We start from the raw sequence: 23,452 nt of genomic DNA, 5'->3' as shown, positions 1-23,452 counted from the left end.
TTTTTTCTACAATAAAAGGGACAAAAAAATTTTTCTGTGATACACTAAGAACACCTGTTGAGGTGATGAAACAAGAAAATCAGTTTGCGGGCGCGTTCACTCTTCGTGTTTAGCCGGATGATAAATGCGCCGGCACGCTAAGAGATATACAGGAGGATAATGACATGAACAAATTAGGTTTTATCGGCATGGGCAATATGGCAAAGGCCATTGCGGCAGGAATTATCAAGAGCGGAAAGATCAGCGGGGCGGACATCTATGCTTACGCGCCGCATCAGGATAAACTCAGAAAAAATGCGGAGGCCATCGGATTTACCGCCTGCGGGAGCATGGAAGAGCTTCTGGTGGCAGCGGATACGGTTGTAATGGCGTGCAAGCCGTATCAGATTGAGGCAGTGCTGGAAGAAAACAGAGGCGCTCTTGCCGGAAAAGCGCTGATCTCCATTGCGGCGGGGTGGGATTACGCCAGATATGAACCGCTGGTGGACGAGCGCACACGAGTACAGTTTATCATGCCAAACACACCGGCTATGGTGGGAGAGGGTGTTATGCTCTTTGAGGAGACAAATTCGCTGGAAGCGGAAGAGAGACAGGAACTGATGGATATGTTTTCTGCGCTGGGACTGGTGGAGGAGATACCGACACATCTGATGGGAATCGCGGGCACGCTCACCGGCTGCGGCCCGGCGTTTATCGATCTTGTCATCGAGGCGCTGGGAGACGCCGGCGTCAAATACGGCGTGCCGAGAGCGCAGGCGTACGCGCTGGTATCGCAGATGATTCTTGGCAGCGCGAAGCTGCAGCTGGAGACCGGAGAGCATCCTGGCGTCTTAAAAGACAATGTCTGCTCCCCGGCAGGAACGACCATCCGCGGCGTAGCCGCTCTGGAGCGGGCCGGATTGCGCGCCGCCTTCCTGGATGCAGTGGACGGGATCATGGAATAAGATTGTAATAGACGGCCTGTGCTGAACCTGCGATGAAAAGGAGACGGGGCAGTGAGGCGAAGAATCAATAAAAAGGAAAGGAAAAGGACATTATGAAGTATGGTAAGTTTCTGCCGGAAAAAGGTACCATAGGCTTTGTGGCTCCATCTTTCGGCTGTAATATTGAACCGTATAAGACGGCTTTCGACCATTCTGCGGAGATCTGGGTACAAAAGGGTTATAATTTGAATTGCGGACCAAATGTGTATGAGGGCTCCGGTATCGGTATCAGCAATACGCCGGAAAAATGTGCGGAAGAATTTAACAAGTGGTATGTTTCAAAAGAAAATGATGTGCTTATCTCCTGCGGCGGCGGAGAGCTCATGTGCGGTATCCTTGATTATGTGGACTTTGACAGCATCCGCCAGGCGGAGCCGAAATGGTTCATGGGATATTCCGACAATACGAACCTTACATTTCTTCTGACCACCCTCTGCGACACGGCGGCTGTATACGGCCCATGTGCAGCGGCATTCGGCATGGAACCGTGGCATGAGAGCCTGAACGACGCTTACCGGCTGCTCACGGGGCAGAGCCGGGAGGTGCACGGATACGCTCAGTGGGAGAAGGAGAGTCTCAAGACGGAGGAAAATCCGCTGGAACCTTATAATCTGACCGAAGAGAAGATTCTCCGGCGTTTTCCGGACGCGGACTGTCAGATGGAAGGGCGTCTGCTGGGTGGCTGTCTCGATTGTCTGGTTACTCTCTGTGGAACCAGCTTTGATAAAGTCGATGCATTTAATGAGAAATATAAAGAAGACGGAATTATCTGGTTCATGGAATCCTGCGACTTAAATGTCATGAGTATCCGCCGGGCACTGTGGCAGCTGGAGCACGCAGGATGGTTTAAATACACGAAAGGATTCCTGATTGGACGTCCGCTCTGCTTCGGCGAGGAGCTGATGGGAATGGATCAGTACCGGGCAGTGACGGAAGTTCTGGCTCATTATAATGTGCCGATCATCATGGACGTGGATCTGGGGCATCTGGCGCCGATGATGCCGCTGGTCTGCGGAAGTGTCGGTCATGTGAAAGTGGAAGGAAACGACATTTCCATCAAGATGGAGTACCGGTAGTTAGACGTCTGCATGTAAATGTTCTGCATGCTGTGGAGAGCGTCCGATGACGACAGTGCAGCAGGAACCGGTGAATCTGTGAAATGCAAATATATATAAATAGGAGAAAACGATCATGAAACTGATATCCTGGAATGTAAACGGGCTGCGTGCCTGTATGAAAAAAGGATTTGAAGAATACTTTAAGGAAGTGGATGCGGATATTTTCTGCGTGCAGGAGACGAAACTGCAGGAGGGGCAGATAGATTTTCAGCCGGAAGGTTACGAATGTTACTGGAATTACGCGGAGAAAAAAGGGTATTCCGGCACCGCTGTGTTCACAAAGAAAAAGCCGCTGGAAGTGGTTTACGGCATTGGTATTGACGAGCATGACCATGAGGGCAGAGTTATCACGCTGGAATATGAAGACTTTTATTTTGTGACCGTGTACACTCCGAATTCTCAGTCGGAGCTGGCAAGGCTTCCTTACCGGATGCAGTGGGAGGACGCCTTCCGGGATTATCTGAAAGAGCTGGACGCTCATAAACCGGTGATCATGACGGGGGACTTGAACGTTGCCCATCAGGAAATCGACCTGAAGAACCCGAAGACCAACAAAAAGAACGCCGGATTTACCCAGGAAGAACGGGATAAATTTACCGAGCTTCTGGACGCCGGCTTCGTGGACAGCTTCCGCTACTTCTATCCGGACAAGACGGGAGCTTATTCCTGGTGGTCATATCGCTTTAAGGCCCGGGAAAAAGACGCCGGATGGCGGATTGACTACTTTGTGGTATCGGACCGGATCAAAGAGCAGATGAAAGACGCTCTCATCTACAAAGAAGTCATGGGTTCTGATCACTGTCCGGTGGGACTTGAGATAGAGTTTTAAGAGGTATACCTGAAAATTCAGCTAAGAACGAAGAAAAAAGAATCGTCTTGTCTTTTCAGAGACAGGACGATTCTTTTTTTTGAGCTTTGGGCTCTTATTTTGAATATTTTATAATCAGATCCGTAATGATCGCAATGGAATCATTGAGCTTACTCTCCTGGAGAGCCTGTCTGTATTCTTCGCGTTCATCGTAGACATACTGTACCGCTCTTAAGAGACTGTCGTCAGTCATGTCCTCCTCCTGCAGAACATAGCTGTAACCGGATTTCTCAAAGGAGGCGGCGTTTAAAATCTGATCGCCCCGGCTCTGGGATGCCGGAAGAGGAATCAGGATATTCGGTATTTTGAGAGCCAGCAGTTCGCAGATGGCATTGGCGCCTGCCCGCGAGATGATCAGATCGGTGATGGCAAACAGGTGCGGCAGTTCTTTTTTGGCGTATTCAAATTGTTTATAGCCCTCTTTGCCTTCCAGGGAAGCGTCATAATTGCCCTTGCCGCAAAGATGAATCACGCAAAACTGTTCCAGAAGAGCGTCCAGGTTGGCTCTCAGCGCCTTATTGATAGCAGCGGCGCCCTGACTTCCGCCCATGGCCATGAGAACAGGTTTGTCGCCCTTGAAGCCGCAGAGCTTCAGACCTTCTTCCCGTCTGCCGTCAAATAATTCTTTGCGGATTGGGGAGCCGCTTAAAACGGCCTTATCCTCCGGGAGATGTTTAAGGGTCTCCGGAAAATTACAACAGACCTTTGTGGCGGACGGGATGCACAGCTTGTTGGCAAGGCCCGGCGTCAGGTCAGATTCGTGAATGATAACAGGTACGTGCCGTCTTTTGGCTGCCAGCACCACCGGAACGGCAACAAAACCGCCTTTGGAAAAAATAATATTCGGTTTCAGCTTTTTAATGAGGCGGGAGGCCTCCGCGTATCCTTTCAGTACCCGGAACGGGTCTGAGAAATTCTTAATGTCAAAATACCGGCGGAGCTTTCCGGAAGAGATTCCGTGATAAGGGATTCCCATATCCTCAATTAATCTCCGTTCAATTCCGTTATAAGAGCCAACATACTGAATATCGTAGCCGGCTTCTTTCAGTCCGGGAATTAAAGCCATATTAGGTGTGACGTGTCCGGCAGTGCCTCCGCCGGTTAAAAGAATACGTTTCATACAACATGCCTCCTGAAATATTATTGAACCTGCTGTTTATATGCTGTCAGGGCGAGAGCAAGCTGGTCCGGGCAGGATGTTCCTCTTCCGCCGCAGTCGATGCCCTTTAAAGTATTTATGACCTCGTCTATATTTCTTCCCTTTACAAGGGCGCTGATTCCGGTGGTATTGCCCATGCAGCCGCCGACAAAATGAACTTCTTTGATAATATCATTGTCAACGTCAAATTGTATTTCTCTGGAACAGGTTCCCCTGGTCTTGTAGCTGTACATAGTTTATTCCTCTTTTCTGTGAAATATATAGTGAAAACAGTATAGCACTTTTTTTTGCAAAATCACAGAGTGAAATTTTATATGGTGTACACAAAATGAAAAAATATGTTATACTAAATAAAATGTACAAATGGAGGATAGACAGATATGGTTTGTATTGGCGTGATAGGAGCGATGGAAGAAGAGGTTTCCTCCCTGATTCAGCAGATGGAGGACGCTGAAGCAAAGACTATGGCAGGTATGACATTTTATCACGGAACACTCTGGAAACAGCAGGCTGTTGTGGTAAAAAGCGGAATAGGAAAGGTTAACATGGCAATCTGTACACAGATTCTTGTCAATGTCTACGAGGTGGATATGGTCATCAACACAGGCGTTGCAGGAGGATTGTACAAAGATATCAACGTGGGTGATATTGTTATTTCCAGCGATGCTCTGCAGCATGATTTTGATGTGACGGCCCTTGGGTATGAACGGGGAATAATTCCGGATATGGAGACATCTGTTTTTCAGGCGGATACAGAGATGGTAGAGATGGCAAGAGAGGCCTGCGAGATCGTAAACCCGGAGATTCAGTGTTTTGTAGGAAGAGTGGTTTCCGGCGATCAGTTCATTTCCGATAACAAGACGAAGAAGGATCTGATCGACACCTTCGGCGGCTACTGTGCGGAGATGGAAGGCGCGGCCATGGCTCAGGTGGCGTCTCTCAATAAGGTGCCTTTTGTAATCATCCGTGCCATTTCCGATAAAGCGGATGACAGCGCGCAGGTGTCCTATCAGACATTTGAGGAGCAGGCTATTGTTCATACAGTGAAGCTGCTGGCAGCCATGTTCCTGAAAATGAGCAAATAAAAGTAGATTATGATAAATCCCTTCTCTTTTTGCAGGAGAAGGGATTTTTTTTACGAACGAATCCCCCTTTTCAAATGAAAACTGATTGCTTATAATTGGGACAAATCCAGCCAGACAATTTATGGAAAAAGATTTCAGAGGCGGCGGTGCGGTGGAAAAATCCTGGCGGAATGTTTTTCATAGCAGCAGGAGAGACGAGGGACCGGTGACGTTTGTCCAGCCGCGGGAAAGCAGGGTCTTCGGCGGATTTGCAGCAAATGGCTTTTTTAATTTGGACAGGAGGGAAGGAAATGTTCGAATACATAATAAATAGTTCGATGTTTATGAAAGCAATTATAGCGTGCAGTTTTCTCGGTGTAATCAGCTGGTTTGTTCTGGAAGTTTCCTACAGAAGTATGATAAAGGCCACGGCGCAGATAGGTAAAACAAAGAAAAAATGGCTTGTTTCCCTGAAAAAAAGATATGAGGACTATCATGAGATGAATGTAAAGGTAAATAATGTATCCACCTTTGTGGACAGGCTGTTCCAGAGGAAAAAGATACTGGGATTCACCTGTTCTTTCTGGCTGACGCTGGAGAGACTTTCCATAGCCGGCTGCGCCATAGCAGGGGCAGCCGGCGCTCTGGCAGCCTCCCAGCAGGGAGCGGTTCTGTCTGATGTGATGATATGTTATCTCACCGGCATAACCGCAGCTTGCGCCCTGTTGTTTCTCGATACATTTCTCAGGGCGAATGAAAAGAAGCATATGGTTATTGTAAACATGAATGATTATCTGGAAAATGTACTGGAGAATACCATAAGCGGCAGGGAGGCCGTGGAAGATTCGGCCAGCCAGAAAGCCCGCAACCGGCGGCTGCTCCGGTACGCCGAGGAGAACAGGAAGAAAAAGAGGGCGGAATCTCCTGTTTCCCCGGAGGAGGAGAAGCTTCTGGAAGATGTGCTTCAGGAATTTTTTGCCTGAGACAGATTGTAAAGGGACTGGAACGAATATCCTTCCTTTTCAAGATTGGTCAGCACGGTATCAAGAGCCTGCGCGTTGGATTCTGATATATTGTGGATCAGCGGAATAGCCCCCGGGTGTATGTATTTGTCAAATCGTTCTATGACATAATCTGCTCCCGGCTGGTTGTTTACGTCATAATCCGGATAGGCGAGGCTCCAGAACACGGTGGTATACCCCATATTTTTTGTGATCTGCAGAGTACGTTCACTGTATTCCCCTTTTGGCGGCCGGAAGAAAGAATCCATTTCATATCCGGTCGCTTCTTTCATGTAATTGGCGTTGTTCGCAATCTCTTCCCGGATAGTGCGCTCGTCGCTTTCCGGCATACAGATGTGGTTGGAGGTGTGATTCCCTACCACATGCCCTTCTTCTTTCATTCTTTTTATCAGGTCAGGCTGATCCTCAATGAAATGCTTGCATACAAAAAAGGCGGCGGGAGCTTTGTGCTTTTTAAGAACATCAAGTATGCCCGGAGTATAACCATTCTCATAACCGCAGTCAAAAGTGAGAAAAACCGGCTTTTCTCCGTCGGTAATATCTGTTTTTGCGTACCAGGCATCATACTTCGTCAGATCAATTTCATTCTGAACTTCCGGTATTTCATGATTTTCATTGCGTTTAAACCACCAGGAGGCCATAGTGTTGGGCAGGGTGGAAGGGTTCACGGACTCGGTGGAGACTTCCGCAGCGCCGTTTTGTCCGGAGTCGTCTCGCCCGGAAGAGCCGTCCGCGCCGGAAGAATTTCCGCCGTCCGGGAGTCCGCCACCCTCATTTTCGGTAGTCAATTCAGAAGTTTTTTCGGGAGAGGAGCTTTCAGAAGCGGCTGGCGCCTGGCAGGCGGAAAAAAATATACTTGCCAAAAGAAACAAAAAGAAAAGCGGAATAGAGAAAAAATCTGTTTTTTTCATAAAACTTACAAAAGCCTTTCGTAAATTTTTCATAATAAATATATTAAAATTTTGGAAGAATTATACATAATTCAATTTAGACTTTATTTTTTTAAGCAATGTTAGTATAATAGCTTTTATACTACATTACTTTACTAGAATAGGAGATAAAAGTATGGACAACAAAAATGAGTTCAAGCCTTTTATTCCTGCGGATAAGATTGTTCCGGAGTTTACCGTTACCTCCATTGTTTTAGGTCTTATCCTCGCAGTAGTATTTGGCGCAGCAAACGCTTATCTGGGTCTCAGGGTTGGTATGACAGTATCTGCATCCATTCCTGCAGCGGTTATTTCTATGGGTGTGATCCGTGTGATCATGAAAAAAGATTCCATCCTGGAAAATAATATGGTTCAGACCATTGGTTCCGCCGGAGAATCTCTGGCAGCAGGAGCGATTTTCACTCTTCCGGCTGTTTTTATGTGGGCAGCGGAAGGTAAAACCAGTGAACCGGGATTTTTCTCTATTGCAATCGTTGCTCTGTGCGGCGGCATTCTCGGCGTTCTTTTTATGATTCCACTGCGTACTGCATTAATTGTGGAAGAACATGGAACCCTTCCATATCCGGAAGGAACTGCCTGTGCGGAAGTTCTTCTGGCAGGTGAGGAAGGCGGCGAGAAGTCTAAGGTAGTTTTTGCCGGACTGGGCATCGCAGCTGTTTATAAGTTTATTGCGGACGGACTGAAATTATTCCCAAGTGAAGTTAATTTTGACATTTATGCTAAGAATTATACCTGTGGATTTGGTCTGGATGTACTTCCGGCTCTGTCCGGTGTTGGTTACATCTGTGGCCTGAAGATTTCCAGCTACATGTTTGCCGGAGGTATTCTTTCTTATCTGGTATTGATTCCTGCCATTTCATTTTTCGGCGGAGACGCTTTATCTACAGTGACAGACGCTGCAGGCAATGCGCTTCCGTTCAATGAGCTGGATCCGTCCAGCATCTGGGGAAGCTATAACCGTTATATCGGAGCGGGAGCAGTGGCAGCCGGCGGTATCATCAGCCTGATCAAGACGTTCCCTACTATGATTAGAACCTTCAGCAAGGCTATCAAGGGCTTTGGTAAGAATGTAGCGGGAGGCGAGAGAACTCAGCAGGATATTTCTCTGCGGACAGTCCTCATCGGTATTATCGTGGTAGCCATCGTGATGTGGCTGGTTCCGGTTATTCCGATCAGTCCGCTCGGAGCAGTTATTATCGTTATTTTTGGTTTCTTCTTTGCTACAGTTTCTTCCCGTATGGTTGGTATTGTGGGAAGCAGCAATAACCCGGTATCAGGTATGGCTATTGCCACACTGATCATTACTACATTTGTCTTTAAGGCGTCCGGTATGACCGGCATCCAGGGTATGGTTGGAGCAATCACTGTAGGTACAGTCATCTGTATTATCGCAGCCATTGCCGGAGATACTTCACAGGATCTGAAGTGCGGTTATATCGTAGGAGCAACTCCGAAGCTGCAGCAGATCGGTGAGATTCTCGGTACTGTTGTGGCAGCTCTTGCCATCGGCGGCGTTATGTACCTGCTTAATGCGGCATGGGGCTTTGGCTCTGAGATGATCCCTGCTCCGCAGGCTTCTCTGATGAAAATGGTAGTAGAAGGCGTTATGGGCGGAACTCTGCCATGGACTCTGATCTTCATGGGTGTGTTTATTGCCATTGCGGTAGAGGTTCTTGGAATTCCTGTACTCGCGTTTTCTATCGGACTTTACCTTCCGATCCACCTGAGCGCACCGATTTTTGTCGGCGGTCTTATTAAATGGTTCATGGAAGAAAAGAGAAAATATGACAGTGAAGAACAGAAAAACCACTGTGTGGAATCCGGCGTACTTTACTCTGCAGGTATGATTGCCGGCGAGGGTATCGTAGGTATTCTTCTGGCGGTTATCACAGTATTCAATCTGAATATTGACGTGTCAGGCATCTATGGCGATAACTTCTACGCTGTAGGTAACTGGGTAGGCATCATTGCGTTTGTACTGCTGCTGTCTACACTGTTTTATTTCTGCCGTAAAAAGAAGCACTAGCAATTGACATAAAAAACGGGACGTACTATGATAAAGGGGCATTGCCGCGGGAGGCGCGGCAGTGTCCTTTTCCTTATAGAAAGGAGCACTATGAAGAAGAATAAAAGAGAGAAGGAAAATTATCTGGACAGAATCCCGAAGATTAATGACAAAAAGTGGGAGCTGGATGACGAAGGGTATGTGGAAGTGACGGTAGAAAATACCGGATTTTACAATACCATCGCTCAGAAGTTTTTCAAGAAACCAAGATTCAGTTTTATAAAACTGGATCAGTATGGAAGCTGTGTATGGCAGCAGATTGATGGAAAGAAAACCATTTATGAAATCGGGCAGATTTTAAAATCAGCGCACAAAGGGGCGGCGGATCAGCTTTATGAAAGGCTTGCTTCGTATTTTCGCATCCTGGAAAGTAACGGGTATGTTATTTTTCTGAAAGAAAAGGAAGGCTGAACGGCAGATGTTCTATAGGAGAAAAAATCTATGAAAATCAGCACAATTATTTTGGGAATTATTTTTTTCGCTCTGGTGACCATGCTTATTTACGGCTGGGGAATCGTGCGGCAGAAAAAGCAGTCTGGTGATCTGATGAACATGCTGTTCAGCAAAGGGCAGAGCCGGGTGAAAAAATATTTAAAAGCACACGATGCTATCACTCTGGGACAAACGGCAAAGCTCTGTGAAGGTCTGGAAGCCAGACAGCCTTTTTCAGCAAACAAGGCGGTGGTGAGAGACACCAGAGATTTTGCGGGACAGCTTCTTTCCTACATGGTAAAGACAGGACAAGTGGAAAAGCGGGGGGCGGAATATATTCCGGCTGCCGGAAAGAAAAAATAAAAAAACAGGAGGCTATTATGGGAGTATTATCAGCATTAGAACCTGCAAAGGTATTTCAGTTTTTTGAGGAGATCTGTTCTATTCCTCACGGTTCAAGAAATGTGAAGCAGATCAGTAATTATCTGGTGGATTTTGCAAAAGAAAGAGGTTTAAAATACCGCCAGGATGAAGAGTTTAACGTGGTAATATGGAAAGACGGCTCAAAAGGTTACGAGGACGCTGAGCCGGTAATTCTTCAGGGGCATATGGATATGGTGGCAGTAAAGACTGCCGACTGCCCGAAAGATATGGAAAAGGACGGACTGGATCTGGAAATCAATGGCGATCTGATCTCTGCCAAAGGTACTTCTCTGGGCGGCGATGATGGTATCGCTGTGGCGTATAGTCTTGCCATCCTTGATGATCCGGATATGGCGCATCCTCCGATTGAGGCTATCTTCACGGTGGATGAAGAAATAGGTATGCTGGGCGCCGCATATATGGATGTTTCTGACATCAAAGGCCGCCTGTTTTTAAATATGGATTCTGAGGATGAGGGTATCTTCACGGTAAGTTGTGCCGGCGGTGCGACTGTGACCTGTCATCTGCCGTATGAGAGAGAAAATGTGGCCATGACGGCCATGAAGATTTCCATTGACGGGTTCTCCGGCGGTCATTCCGGTGTGGAGATCGACAAAGGACGGGCCAACGCTAATGTAGTTATGGGAAGACTTCTTTATGGCGTCATGAATGATATCAGAATTATTTCTGTCAATGGCGGCGAGAAGGATAATGCCATCGCATTATCCTGTCAGGCGGAGATCGCTGTTTTGGCCGGCAAAGCAGAAGAGGTAAAAAACAAGGTTCAGGAAACATTTGCAATCGTTGCAGAAGAATATAAAGTGACAGATCCGAACGCAGCGATATGTGTGGAGAAACAGGCAGATACAGAAAATGCCGGTGAAGAATGCGCGGCACTGACCGCAAAGGATACAGCCGCAGTGATCCAGGCTCTTCTTCATATGCCGGCAGGTATTCAGAGAATGAATCCGGAGATTGAAGGTCTCGTACAGACTTCCCTTAATCTGGGTATTCTTCGCACCAATGAATCCTCCGTGGATTTATCCTATGCAGTGAGAAGCGCCAGCGAACATGAGAAACAATTCCTCATTGATAAGATGAATGCTTTGGCCGTTCTGCTGGGTGGTTCCACAGAGATTACCGGACCGTATCCGGGATGGGAATACCGTGCAGATTCCTGTCTCCGCGACGTACTGGTGGATACCTACCGTGAACTGTACGGAAAAGACCCGGTAGTAGAAGGAATCCATGCAGGTCTAGAGTGCGGCCTGTTTGCTTCCAAGATGGGTGATATTGACGCCGTATCCCTCGGACCGCAGATGGAAGGCATCCACACTGTCAATGAAGTGCTGAGCATTTCTTCCGTACAGCGTACCTGGGAACTGGTGACAAAGGCTCTGGCGGCACTGAAATAGGATAAAAAGGATGGCAGTTCGGCCAGAAAGGTGAGAGATATGAACTATAATATTACAGAACAGGCGCTGGCTTTCGATCGCGTCCTTCCATGGGAAGGACAGGTGCCGGCCTGCGAGATTTGTCCGGACGGCCGGGCCTTCCTGCGACTGGCGGCGCCGGAAGCACAGAAAGTATCCGTAGTGATCATGGATGAAGAATATCCATGCACCCGCGGAGAAGACGGCGTCTGGGAGATGGAACTTCCTTTCAGGACAGGGCACCACTATGTTCAGTTTAAGCTGGATGGCACGGAAGTCCTCACCCCGCTGCTACCTATCAGCTATGGCTACAGCAGACCATACAATTATGTGGAGCTGCCTGCGCCGGCGTATGCCGGAGAAAAATGTGCGGAAGCTTCCGATGAAGATTTCTGGCATATAAAGAACGTCCCTCACGGCAGCGTCCGCCGGGAATATTTTTACTCATCTGTGACAAAAGAATGGGAGAGCTGTGTTATTTACACGCCGGCTGATTATGAAAAACAGCCGGAAAAAACTTTTCCGGTGCTCTATTTACAGCACGGTCACGGCGAAAACGAAACAGGCTGGACCACTGCCGGCAAGCTCCAGTTCATCCTCGACAACCTCATAGCGGAGGGGAAAGCAGTGCCGTTTGCTGTCGTCATGTGCAACGGCATGGTGCAGACCGTCACGGAAGATGGACGCCGCATTGTTGACTTTATGCTTTTAGAGCCGCAGCTCTTAAATGACGTGATTCCTTTTGTGGAGAGCAAATTCCATATCGGCGGCAGCAAAGAGCGCCGCGCCATGGCGGGACTCTCCATGGGCTCTCTCCAGACCAGCATTATCGGCTTCACCCACCCGGAATACTTCTCTGCCCTCGGTGTGTTCAGCGGTTTCGTCACCGATATGATGCAGGGTGCTGAGCTTGACATGGTGGACCGTGGTCCGGGCGATAATGCGCATCTGCGCATCCTCGAAGACGCGCAGACATTTGCCTGTACTTTCCCGGTATTTTTCCGGGCTATCGGCGATGAAGATCCGTATAAACACTTCTTCGACGCTGACGACAGAATGCTGGAAGAATATGGAATTTCTCATATCCGCCGTATCTATAATGGCGTCCATGACTGGAATGTCTGGCGGCAGTGCATCCGGGATTTCGCGCAGATGATATTCCGGGAAGAAACGTGACTGCCCCACAGTGAGGGGATAACCAACCGGTCGGATCGGCCATCGGTATCCGGGTATCCGGGCATCCCGACGATTCAAGGCATATAAAGCTAACATAATAAAGAAATAAAAATACACAGGGCTAACACAACAAAGAAATAAAAAACACAGGAAAAACGTGTGTCAAAACAGTCTGTGATTTACCACAGAAAGCAGTTTTGGCGCACGTTTTTTTATGTTAAAATAGACGCAGATACATAAGAATTATTGTGCGTTATTATGAAAAAAACAGGGAGAGAAGAAAACGTATGAAAAGAGTATGGGGATTCATTCTGACATTTATTTTGATTCTGAACACCGTGATTACGCCGGGAATCTCTGCCCGGGCGCAGAATGTTGTCGGAGCGGCTGCTGGAACAGGAGCAACTGTCGTCACCGGGACAGCTGACACAGATACGACCATTCGTACCGCCGCCATGAGCCGTGCGGATAAGATTCTGGGGCTGGAAGAATATGATGAGTACGGGATTGGAGAGTCGGATGCGGATATTTATGAGTATCAGATGAATCTGAAGTATCCGGCTGATTATATGGTAGAAGCGGCAAGAAAAAATCTGGGATTTGAAGGCTGTGTTTTTATTCTAAATAATATATTTCAGGAAGATGCTACTTTAAATTTTTCATATTATTATGAATTGGTACTGATGTCATTACTATTTGAAGAGACAAAGGACGCCAGTTTTTTAGACGTTAATGAAGTAGAAAATCAGAAAGCGGTTGTAGAATTATCGAAGGATTTTTTGGAAAAATTCGGGCCGGAATCAGATGTAGATGATGAAATTGATGCTTTAGAAAAATTAGAAAAATTATCACCTGATGATTTTTCGCAGCAGGAGTATCTGGATGGATTAAAAAATATAAAAGTTTTGCAGGAAAATAAAGAAATCTTAGGTATAATTCTTGACATGGCTGAGGATGCCGCTGATGTCCTGGAATATGTACAGAGTTTGCAAAGAGTTGTGGACTTACGGGAAGAATTAATTACATTCCTTGGAAAAATGGAGAAATTTTCAGATAATGAGCATATGATTCGCGCTTTGGAAGATATCAGAGAAATTTATAAAGCCCAGCAGACAAATCCGGAGATAGCCCAAAATATTATACAGTCGAAGACAGATAAAATGTCTTTTCGTCGTATGTTTAGGAATATGATTGAATTGGGATGGAATGAGATTTCAAAAAAAGATCCAGCTTTTTTCGTGGTAGATGTTGTATTGGGAATTGAATTTTTTACTGTTGAACAGCTTCTTTGTCCGGAAGCTTTAAGTGATTCTTATGCAAAAATGTCAGCTGTATGGGAATTAGAAGAAGCGGCAAGGGCAGCGCTTTTGAATGTGGGAGAAAGATATGAACAAAATCGTGAAGTTGTGACGGATGATACCAGAACATTGGCGGGTGTTTTTGATGCCGGATGGAATTTTTTTACAGTGCTTTTAGATGCAGATTGCCTGTCAACGCTGCTATTTACCAAAACTTTTTACAGTTCTGGATATTATAATATACTTCATAATTATTCTGGAAGTGAAGATTATGAGGATTATTCTAAAAAAATAAAAAAATATCAGGATTATCTTGCTATATGGAAAAACGATATTAGTCTGTATATGGAAGGGCTAAAACCAGAGAACCGGAAGGTAGACGGAGCAGTATTTAATGAACATACCACTGAGATTGCAGTGGGTGATGTATATATCTTAGATATGCAGCTATTCCCGGAAGATGCCAGTGATCAATATGTTAGATATGGAATTGTTGAAGGGGAAGATGCAGCGGAGCAAGAAAATATAGCTGAGGATAAAACAGTTTCTGATGAGAAACTGGTCACAGAAAATAAATATGTGAAGATTGAAGGAAATAAATTGACAGCATTATTACCGGGAACAGTGCAGATTGAGGGGATTGCCGGAGACAGCAGGCAGCGCGATGTTACAACGATTAATATTGCCATGGGCGGAGTATCCGCAAAAGGTCTTCGATTTCGTGTGGAAGATGGAAAGGCGATTATCACAGGATATGAAGGTACAGATGCAAAAGTTGTAGTGGATGGGTATATTCAGGGTGTTGGCAGTATGGCCATGTTCCCTGTGACAGCAATAGAATCTTTTTCAGATGAAGATGGTAAAAATGATACAGTGAGGGAAATTGTTCTTTCACCATCTGTGACTGAAATTGGTGACCGAGCTTTCTATCAATGTAGTTCCTTAGAGAAAATTAATCTGGAAAATGTAAAGAAGTTGGGAGATTTTGCTTTTGCAGAATGCAGTTCCATAAAAGATGTGAAGTTAACAAAAGTGTCTGAAATAGGAGATGCTGCTTTTATGCAGTGTAATAATCTGGAGGAAGTGATATTTAAAAATAAAAATGACACAGTAATTGGTAGCTCGGTTTTTACTGATTGTATTTCTCTCAGAAAGGTAGATTTGTCTGAGTCAGCATTGGAGATTATACCACAGAATTTTTGCTCAGGATGTAGCGAATTGAAGGAAGTAATCTGGCCAGAAAATCTTGAAGGTATTCAGGAAGGTGGATTTTATAATTGTGGTTTTGAGGAAATGGTTTTGCCAGACACAATAGAATTTTTAGGACCGGGAGCTGTTAGCGGTTGTAAAAATTTGGAAACATTGGTTTTACCATCCAGCATTAAGAACATGATGGATTCTCCGCTGATATATGAAAATTCAGAGAACACGCTTTATTATGTGGAAAAAGGTTCATATATACACAATCTTTTTAGAGAGTGGATAAATGAGGGATATAGATTTTATATACGAATGATAGAACATCTTTCCGTAGAAAAAACTGCTTACACAGTATCTGTCGGAGAGACTCTGACTATTCCATATCGAAAGGCCCCTGTTTTGTCGGATGAAGTTATCACATTTACCAGCAGCAATTCATCTATAGCTTCTATTACTCCAGACGGTGTGCTGACAGCAAAGAAACCGGGAACGGTGACTCTGACATTAACTTCATCCTACGGGCAGACATTTTCAGGCTGTAAAGTGACGGTGACGGAGAGATCTGGTTCTTCAGGCAGTCCATCGTCCAATACAGGACAAAATGGAAAGACGGTCATAAAAGCCAAAACAATCAAAAAAGTAAAACAATCAAAGAAGATTAAAACGGCTACTGTGGGGAAATCCGTTCAGTTAAAAGTAAAACTGAGTCCGGCGAACGCAACAGAAAAACCGGTCTGGACTTCCAGCAAACCAAAGGTGGCAACAGTCTCTCAGGATGGAAAAGTCATACCGAAGAAAAAAGGGAAGACAAAGATTACGGCCCGAATCGCCAACGGAAAAAAAGTGACCTGGAAGATTAAGGTGAAAGAATTAAAGGCGAAGAAAATCAGCCTCAAGAAGAAAGTAACTTTGTATGAAGGCGAGACATTGAAGTTAAAAGCGAAGCTGAAGCCGAAAGGCTCCACAGCCAAAATCAAATGGAAGTCTTCCAAGAAAAAGGTGGCGTCCGTTTCCAAAAACGGAACGGTAACAGTCCGGAAAAAAGGCAAGGCAGTCATCACCGCTCAATTGCCAAACGGCAAAAAAGCAAAATGTAAGGTTACGGTGAAGAAAGCTGTGCCGCAAAGCAGCGATTCGGCTGGCGGCAATAAAAACAACAATAGTGGTAATACCGGTGGTTACAATGGACAGAATAATACCGGAGGAAACTCCAACAGCAGCAATACTCCGGGTACGCAGCCGGGCGGCGAGACAGGAAATTCTGGCGGTGGTTCCGGCACATCGGGCGATAGCCAGTCTCCGGGAGATTCCGGTGGTCAGAATCCGGACGAAGGACAGAATCCGGGCGGAGACAATTCCAACGATGAAAATGTACCGACCAAACTGACTCTTGCTACAGATAATCTCACATTAAAAGGAAGATGGCAGACCATTACTTTGTCGGCGGAAGAAGAGACAGAAATCCATGTTGGAGATGAAGTTGAGATTACTGCCGAGCCGGATAGTTTCTATGGAGACAGCCAGATACTGGACGCCGAGATCACAGAAGGCAACGATATGCAGAGGATTCACTGGAGCTCTGCGGACGAAACCATTGTGAAGGTATATAACGGCGGGCTGGTTCGGGGTGTTCGCACCGGAACGACCACGGTCACGGCGACGACCACCGATGGCACCACGGCAGAGTGTCAGGTCACAGTGGAAGGCGCAGACTTACAGTGGAAATCCTCCGATAAGGAAGTTGCAGAGGTTTCGTCTGTGGACAGCGATGGAAAGACGGCACACATTACTGCTGAAAAAGAAGGAACGGCAGATATTACCGTTTACAGCGGCACGTATCAATCCACATGCCGTTTGACGGTGTCTGCTGACAGTACTGACCCGGAGGAACCAACTGATCCGACAGACAGTACGGAGCCAACAGAACCGACTGATCCGACAGACAGCACGGAGCCGACAGAACCGACCGACCCGACGGACAGCACGGAGCCAACAGAACCAACCGATCCGGATGATTCCGAGGACCCGGACAATCCGGACGCGAAGCCAATCTCCACAGCGGAAGACCTGAAAGCTATTGCCAATGATCTGGATGGCGATTACATTTTGACAAATGACATAGATATCAGCGGAGAGAACTGGACGCCGATTGGTACGATAGAAAAACCGTTTAAGGGAACATTGGACGGGGATGGACATACGATATCGGGGCTTACGATAGAGGAAGAGCTGTATATGGAGAACGAAGAATATTATATTGGCCTTTTTGGAGTTCTGCAAGGCGGCAGTCATACGAATGCCGTGACGATTTCTGATTTGACCCTGGAAGGAACGATCGTCTTGCGGGGAGGACAGGGCATAGATAATGAAGAACTGGAGATGTGGCTTCAGGCGGGAACGCTGGCGGCAGAGGTAAACTGGGCGATATTTGACAACTGTACGAACAGAGTAAACATCACAGCAGATTTTTCTATGACGCAGGATACCGATGATATGAATTTATATGTAGGCGGCATGGTCGGTGGCTGCAACGATAACAGCCATATGTATTTCAAGCAATGCACAAATGAGGGAAAAATTACTGTCAAAGTCAATGGAGGAGAGGAGGTTATGGCATACACCGGAGGTCTCATTGGCAGAGGCGTGGCTGATATTGCCATACAGGAATGTACAAATAAAGGCAATATCACTGTGAGTACAAAAACCAGCGATGTAGAAGGTGGACAGACAGTTGTAACATACACCGGAGGTATGGCCGGGGATCTTATCATCGCCGATCTTGTCGATTGCATTAACCATGCGGATATCCATTGTTATGCTGAGATAAAAGAGAAACCTGAATTTTCTCCGTCAGGAGAATATTGTCTGGCAGGTGGAATGGCGGGAAAAGAGAGAGCAGGAATCACAAAGGAAAATTTGCAGAATACAGGAAACATTTCTGCCGAATCGCCAAATGAAGAAATGACGGTACTGTATGGAGATTTATTTGGTTATCCTGCAGAATAATTTTCTAAGAAAAACAACTCAGGAAAAAATAAATAAAAAATAAAGAGACCTGTGCAGAAATGACAGAAGTCTGTACAGGTCTCTTTTAGTGCGACAGCATTGTGATCATATCTTCCGCTTTAACCCAAGTGTGGCGATTAAAGCCTCCTGCAGAACCCGCGATACATTAATCCCTGCACGTTCTGCTTCATAGTTCAGCCATCCGGGAAGAGCAACATTGCGCCGTACCGTTTTTGAATCAGTTTTTCGTCTGTATTCAGAAAAATCCACATCCACATAGGTCAATATTCCTTTGGGAAAATCAATATCATCTTTAAAAGATTGAACTTTTCCAATGGCGTTTTCCTGAGTAGAGGGAAACGGGAGTGTTTCACCCTGATCTTCCAAAGTGATGCCTGCAAGTCCGATAGCATCCCGGGCCATTTCGATGGCATCCGCAAAATCAGCACCTTCCGTAAAGATTTCCATATCTGGGACGCAGACCAGAAAAGGATGTTCAGAGTCTTCGTGAGTGTTCAGAATAAAAGTTGGATAAACCTGTTTCATTATATGTCGTTGCCGCGTCTGTAGATATCATGATTACCTTTTTCCAGCCTCAATAATCCTCCTCAATCACCTGAAAATCCAGATAATCGAAATCAATCTGCTCAATAAAATTATCCTGATAGAACCGTGTCCGCGCGTGACGGATAAACTCCTGCTTATTTTTGTCAAGCCACATAGGCTTCTCCAGGTCAAACTCGTAGCACGCCTGTTCCAGGCTGTCATAAACCTTGGCGGTTCTGGACATTTCCATATCATAATTTTCAATGACCGTATCCCTCAGCATACGGTTTTTCTTAAACAGCTTACACCATATTCTCATGAGAAATCTCCTTAATTCGTAAAATAGTTATTTTGTCTTTCGGCACATTTTCTCCATTATAAAAGAAAAAGAAATCGATTACAATATACCCTCGGGAAAACGTACATTTTACCGGCAAGTGTCATATAAAAATATTGTCTAACGCTTTAGTTCTGTGCTATAATCAAGTTTGTTGTATGGTATAAATGATAAATTTTTGACAATATAAAAATGAATCGTAAAGTGAGAGGAGAAATCATGGTAGTAAAGAATGTTTTAGATATGATCGGCAATACGCCGCTGGTGGATCTGAGTCCGACCATGGGATGCCAGATTTACGCCAAGGCGGAATTCTTAAATCTGGGCGGCAGCATCAAGGACCGCGTGGCCAAAAATATGATCGAGGCGGCCGAGAAAGAAGGCAAACTGAAAAAAGGAATGACCATCGTGGAGCCGACTTCCGGCAACACGGGTATCGGCCTGGCGCTCTGCGGCGTCCGCATGGGTTACAAGGTTATCATCGTCATGCCGGAAAATATGAGCGAGGAGCGCAAGAAGATCATCCGCGCGCTGGGCGCGGAACTGGTGCTCACTCCGGCCCACTTAAGTCTGGACGGCTGTGTGGCCGAGGCGGAACGAATCGTCTCCCAGTCAGATGATTACTTCATGCCGCAGCAGTTTGAAAACCCGCATAACCCGGAGATTCATTACCTGACCACAGCTCCGGAGATTTATGAGGCGCTTGACGGCAAGGTGGACATTTTCGTTTCCGGCCTCGGCAGCGGCGGAACCCTGCAGGGCATCAGCCAGTATCTGAAAGAGAAGAATCCGAACCTCATCGTCTGCGCTGTGGAGCCAAAAAATGTATCGGCTCTTCTGGGTGACGAGCCGGGCCTGCATCAGATTCAGGGCATTGGTGACGGATTCATCCCGGCGGTACTTGACACAGAGCTCATCGACGAAGTGGTCACCGTCACGGATGACGACGCCATGAACACCACCAGAGAGCTGGCCAGAGTGCAGGGACTGCTCTGTGGAACTTCATCCGGCGCCAACATCTGGGCCTGCAAAAAGATGGCGGAGAAATACGGCAAAGATAAGATCATCGCCACAGTCCTGCCGGACAGAATGGAGCGCTATTTCAGCACAGGTCTGCTGTAGGAAGCGTTCGGCGATATTTTGCGGGAAATGTAAGCAGCGCAAGCCGCGTTTTGCAAGAAAATAATTGCCAAACTGCATTTTTGGGTATATAATAGCCCGGTAATCCTGCCCGCGAAGGACAGGGCTCAGAAGATACATTTACAATAAAAAGTATAAATCATAACACATTTTCGAACACACAGGAGGGTATGACAATGGCAAGAGTATATAACTTTTCAGCAGGTCCGGCCGTATTGCCGGAAGAAGTACTGCAGGAAGCAGCGGCAGAGATGATGGATTACAAGGGAAGCGGCATGTCCGTAATGGAAATGAGCCACCGCTCCAAAGTATTTGATACCATCATCAAGGAAGCAGAGCAGGATTTAAGAGATCTCTTAAACATTCCGGATAACTATAAGGTTCTGTTCCTGCAGGGCGGCGCGTCCCAGCAGTTCTCCGCTATTCCGATGAACCTGATGAAAAACGGCGTAGCCGATTACATCGTGACCGGCCAGTGGGCAAAGAAGGCATATCAGGAAGCCTGCCGCTACGGCAAGGCTGTGAAGATCGCTTCCTCCGAGGATAAGACCTTCTCCTATATTCCGGACTGCTCCGATCTGCCGATCGACGAGGACGCCGATTACGTATACATCTGTGAGAACAACACCATCTACGGCACCAAGTTCAAAACCCTTCCGAACACAAAAGGCAAAGATCTGGTGGCCGACGTGTCCTCCTGTTTCCTGTCCGAGCCGATGGACGTGACAAAATACGGCGTGATCTACGGCGGTGTGCAGAAGAACATCGGACCGGCTGGCGTGGTCATCGCCATCATCCGCGAGGACTTAATCCGTGACGACGTCATGGAAGGAACCCCTACCATGCTCAAATACAAAACACAGGCAGACGCCGATTCCCTGTACAACACCCCGCCATGCTACGGCATCTACATCTGCGGAAAGGTGTTCAAATGGCTCAAAAAACAGGGCGGCCTGGCAGCCATGAAAGAGCTTAACGAAAAGAAGGCGAAGATTCTCTACGACTTCCTCGACCAGAGCAAGCTCTTCAAAGGCACCGTTGTAAAAGAAGACCGCTCCCTCATGAACGTGCCATTTGTCACCGGCGACAAAGACATGGACGCCAAATTCATCGCCGAGGCAACAGCCGCAGGCTTCGTGAACCTCAAAGGCCACAGAACCGTCGGCGGCATGCGCGCATCCATCTACAACGCAATGCCAATCGAAGGCGTGCAGAAACTGGTGGAATTCATGGAGAAATTCGAGAAAGAGAATGCGTAAATATATAATAATCTGATCACACAGGCAGAATCTCAGACAGCGCTTACAATGCAAGGAGCGCGCGAGGTTCTGTCTGTTTTTTTGTGGAGCGGTGGAGAGTTTTACATGTTTCGCCCTTGAATCTTTTGCAGATACTGTGATAAACTGAAAAATAATATATTCCGGATTTTTTCAAAATAACAAATGCAGTGTTTTTAAAAATGTTATGGCAGTAAAGTGGAGAGGAAAACAAATATGCACAAAATTTTTAATGTTGCAGGGGATTGTAAACCAAAGATTCATTATATGGTGGATATTACGGGAAAACTCCAACGAATAAAAGAAATGGTAGATGCCGGCCAGTATTTTACAATTAACAGGGCAAGGCAATATGGAAAAACAACGACCCTTCACGCTCTGGCGCAATATTTACAGGAAGAGTACCTGGTATTAAGTCTGGATTTTCAGCTGCTTAGTTCAGGTGACTTTGCAGACGAGAATAATTTTGTAGAAGCATTTGCAAGAGAAATCGTAGATGTAATGGAAAATAAGTGTGGGGGGAGACAAAAAGAGGAAAAGGTATTGGATGATACAGAAGATTTTCCGGAAGAAATTGCAGAATCAATGAGAGTGTTTGCCGCGGGAAAAGCAGAAAAAATGACGTTGTCTGTATTATTTTATCATTTGTCTGACTGGTGCAGGCAGTCGGTAAAACCGCTGGTTCTTGTGATTGATGAAGTGGACAGCGCGTCAAATAATCAAGTATTTCTGGACTTTCTGGCACAGCTTCGGGGATATTATATCCGAAGAGATAAAAAACCGACTTTTCAGTCTGTCATCCTGGCGGGAGTTTATGATATCAGGAATCTGAAGCAGAAGATATCGCCGGATGGAGAGCGAAGACAGAATAGCCCGTGGAATATTGCGGCGGATTTCCTGGTGGATATGAGTTTCTCGCCAAAAGAGATAGCAGGAATGTTGAAAGAATACGAAGAGGATTATCATACTTGTATGGATATTGAGCGGTTGGCCAATATGATTTACGACTATACTGCGGGATATCCTTATCTGGTATCAAGAATCTGCAAATTAATAGATGAACGTGTAGCGGGAACGGATCAATTTCCTGATAAAAAAGCGGCATGGACAAGAGAAGGATTTTTGAAAGGAATCAATATTCTTCTGGATGAAAAAAATACTCTTTTTGAATCACTGGTAAACAAATTGGTAGATTATCCGGATTTAAAGGAAATGTTATACCAGCTGCTGTTCATAGGGAAAAATATTGTATACAATCCTTTGAATCAAGCGGTTTCTGTTGCGGAAATGTTCGGCTTTGTGAAAAATGATAAAGGCAGTACGGTACCGGCAAATCGAATTTTCGAGATGGTGTTGTATAATCTGTTCCTTTCTGAAGAAATGCAGCGCTTTAATAAAAATAAACAGATTGGAGTTAAAGAAATCGAGATTGGTGATAAGATTTTAGTTGAGGCTGTGGTATAAAACTATAAAACATAATATAAGTAATTTGCACACCGGCGGGGCTCATCCCCGCCGGTTCTGTTTGTTTCAAAGTATGATTATTAAAAAATAATTCTAAAAATTATACACTGTGACTAGAATGTGAAAAAATCATGTGATATAATTGCAACATAATATATAAAAATTGCCGAGAAATCAAGAATATTTTTACATATTGGATATCGGCAAGAGCGGTAACCTGTCAACAAAACAATCCAACAACAAAGCAGTCCAATAAGAATGATCAGGGCTGCCGATGAGAAATGGAGGGAAACTATGAGAGGAAAAGAAAAGTTGTGGAGACAAACGTGGATACTCCCAGTTCTTATGCTGTTAATGACAGCATTTTTGTGGAGGGGAGACTGTCCGAAAACTCGGATAATCCGATTTGAAAAAATATAGGTTGATACGCTTTTATAAGTGTTCAATATAAAAAGAATTGTACATTGAAAACTGAATAAAGTACACAGAAA

The 23,452-nt window shown here is 45.8% G+C and carries 19 protein-coding genes; 14 read left to right on the top strand and 5 right to left on the bottom strand.

What is annotated here, in order from left to right:
* The first annotated feature begins 164 nt into the window (after positions 1-164).
* The 3 genes from proC to B5F87_RS11510 all read left to right on the top strand — a co-directional run bounded on the left by proC (position 165) and on the right by B5F87_RS11510 (position 2,930).
* On the top strand, positions 165-944 hold the full coding sequence (gene proC / locus B5F87_RS11520) for a pyrroline-5-carboxylate reductase (RefSeq protein WP_087281175.1): 780 nt from the start codon (positions 165-167) through the stop codon (positions 942-944).
* A gap of 92 nt (positions 945-1,036) precedes the next feature.
* Positions 1,037-2,059, top strand: a complete 1,023-nt coding sequence (locus B5F87_RS11515; RefSeq protein ID WP_087281173.1) for a S66 peptidase family protein — start codon at positions 1,037-1,039, stop codon at positions 2,057-2,059.
* A 115-nt stretch (positions 2,060-2,174) separates the two neighbouring features.
* A complete protein-coding gene (locus tag B5F87_RS11510; RefSeq protein ID WP_087281171.1) occupies positions 2,175-2,930 on the top strand; it encodes an exodeoxyribonuclease III in 756 nt (251 codons plus the stop codon).
* Between the two features lie 94 nt (positions 2,931-3,024).
* Here the strand turns inward: B5F87_RS11510 and B5F87_RS11505 are convergent, their stop codons facing one another.
* Together B5F87_RS11505 and B5F87_RS11500 are read right to left on the bottom strand one after the other, a co-directional pair.
* Entirely contained in the window at positions 3,025-4,089 is a 1,065-nt protein-coding gene (locus tag B5F87_RS11505) for an undecaprenyldiphospho-muramoylpentapeptide beta-N-acetylglucosaminyltransferase (protein WP_087281170.1), read from the bottom strand.
* 20 nt (positions 4,090-4,109) lie between these two features.
* On the bottom strand, positions 4,110-4,361 hold the full coding sequence (locus B5F87_RS11500) for a TIGR03905 family TSCPD domain-containing protein (RefSeq protein ID WP_087281168.1): 252 nt from the start codon (positions 4,359-4,361) through the stop codon (positions 4,110-4,112).
* Positions 4,362-4,508: 147 nt separating this feature from the next.
* Between B5F87_RS11500 and B5F87_RS11495 the strand changes: the two genes are divergently transcribed.
* Both B5F87_RS11495 and B5F87_RS11485 read left to right on the top strand, forming a co-directional pair.
* Positions 4,509-5,213: a 5'-methylthioadenosine/adenosylhomocysteine nucleosidase gene (locus B5F87_RS11495; RefSeq protein WP_087281166.1), complete on the top strand. Its 705-nt coding sequence runs from the start codon at positions 4,509-4,511 to the stop codon at positions 5,211-5,213.
* 290 nt (positions 5,214-5,503) lie between these two features.
* The gene (locus tag B5F87_RS11485) at positions 5,504-6,175 is read left to right on the top strand and encodes a hypothetical protein (protein ID WP_139109012.1); all 672 of its coding nucleotides are present in this window, start codon (positions 5,504-5,506) and stop codon (positions 6,173-6,175) included.
* Here B5F87_RS11485 and B5F87_RS11480 read toward each other — a convergent pair.
* Complete coding sequence (locus tag B5F87_RS11480) at positions 6,157-7,002, bottom strand: polysaccharide deacetylase family protein (RefSeq protein ID WP_242964426.1); 846 nt, start codon at positions 7,000-7,002, stop codon at positions 6,157-6,159. The genes B5F87_RS11485 and B5F87_RS11480 overlap by 19 nt on opposite strands.
* 277 nt (positions 7,003-7,279) lie before the next feature.
* On the opposite strand from B5F87_RS11480, the gene B5F87_RS11475 reads away from it, so the two are divergent.
* The 6 genes from B5F87_RS11475 to B5F87_RS11450 all read left to right on the top strand — a co-directional run bounded on the left by B5F87_RS11475 (position 7,280) and on the right by B5F87_RS11450 (position 18,197).
* The gene (locus B5F87_RS11475) at positions 7,280-9,190 is read left to right on the top strand and encodes an oligopeptide transporter, OPT family (protein ID WP_087281160.1); all 1,911 of its coding nucleotides are present in this window, start codon (positions 7,280-7,282) and stop codon (positions 9,188-9,190) included.
* Between the two features lie 90 nt (positions 9,191-9,280).
* Entirely contained in the window at positions 9,281-9,640 is a 360-nt protein-coding gene (locus B5F87_RS11470) for a PqqD family protein (protein WP_087281158.1), read from the top strand.
* 30 nt (positions 9,641-9,670) lie between these two features.
* Entirely contained in the window at positions 9,671-10,024 is a 354-nt protein-coding gene (locus B5F87_RS11465) for a hypothetical protein (RefSeq protein WP_087281156.1), read from the top strand.
* Between the two features lie 17 nt (positions 10,025-10,041).
* Positions 10,042-11,499: an aminoacyl-histidine dipeptidase gene (locus B5F87_RS11460; RefSeq protein ID WP_087281154.1), complete on the top strand. Its 1,458-nt coding sequence runs from the start codon at positions 10,042-10,044 to the stop codon at positions 11,497-11,499.
* 39 nt (positions 11,500-11,538) lie between these two features.
* On the top strand, positions 11,539-12,693 hold the full coding sequence (locus tag B5F87_RS11455; protein WP_087281152.1) for an alpha/beta hydrolase-fold protein: 1,155 nt from the start codon (positions 11,539-11,541) through the stop codon (positions 12,691-12,693).
* A gap of 287 nt (positions 12,694-12,980) precedes the next feature.
* The gene (locus B5F87_RS11450) at positions 12,981-18,197 is read left to right on the top strand and encodes an Ig-like domain-containing protein (protein WP_087281150.1); all 5,217 of its coding nucleotides are present in this window, start codon (positions 12,981-12,983) and stop codon (positions 18,195-18,197) included.
* A 105-nt stretch (positions 18,198-18,302) separates the two neighbouring features.
* On the opposite strand, the gene B5F87_RS11445 is transcribed toward B5F87_RS11450, so the two are convergent.
* Together B5F87_RS11445 and B5F87_RS11440 are read right to left on the bottom strand one after the other, a co-directional pair.
* Positions 18,303-18,743 carry a type II toxin-antitoxin system HicB family antitoxin gene (locus B5F87_RS11445; RefSeq protein WP_087281148.1) on the bottom strand — a complete coding sequence of 147 codons (441 nt, stop codon included), beginning with the start codon at positions 18,741-18,743 and terminating at the stop codon, positions 18,303-18,305.
* Positions 18,744-18,792: 49 nt separating this feature from the next.
* Positions 18,793-19,062, bottom strand: a complete 270-nt coding sequence (locus tag B5F87_RS11440) for a hypothetical protein (RefSeq protein WP_087281146.1) — start codon at positions 19,060-19,062, stop codon at positions 18,793-18,795.
* Between the two features lie 237 nt (positions 19,063-19,299).
* Here B5F87_RS11440 and cysK point away from each other — a divergent pair, with 237 nt between their 5' ends.
* The 3 genes from cysK to B5F87_RS11425 all read left to right on the top strand — a co-directional run bounded on the left by cysK (position 19,300) and on the right by B5F87_RS11425 (position 22,961).
* Complete coding sequence (cysK, locus tag B5F87_RS11435; RefSeq protein WP_087281144.1) at positions 19,300-20,202, top strand: cysteine synthase A; 903 nt, start codon at positions 19,300-19,302, stop codon at positions 20,200-20,202.
* 194 nt (positions 20,203-20,396) lie between these two features.
* Positions 20,397-21,479: a 3-phosphoserine/phosphohydroxythreonine transaminase gene (gene serC / locus B5F87_RS11430; protein WP_087281142.1), complete on the top strand. Its 1,083-nt coding sequence runs from the start codon at positions 20,397-20,399 to the stop codon at positions 21,477-21,479.
* Between the two features lie 234 nt (positions 21,480-21,713).
* Positions 21,714-22,961, top strand: coding sequence for an AAA-like domain-containing protein (locus B5F87_RS11425; protein WP_087281140.1), 1,248 nt, complete (start codon positions 21,714-21,716; stop codon positions 22,959-22,961).
* Positions 22,962-23,452 lie beyond the last annotated feature (491 nt).

The organism is Eubacterium sp. An3 (genome assembly GCF_002159465.1).
In the GTDB taxonomy this organism is placed as follows: domain Bacteria; phylum Bacillota; class Clostridia; order Lachnospirales; family Lachnospiraceae; genus Anaerobutyricum; species Anaerobutyricum stercoris.
This window is presented reverse-complemented; position numbering and strand designations above follow the sequence as displayed.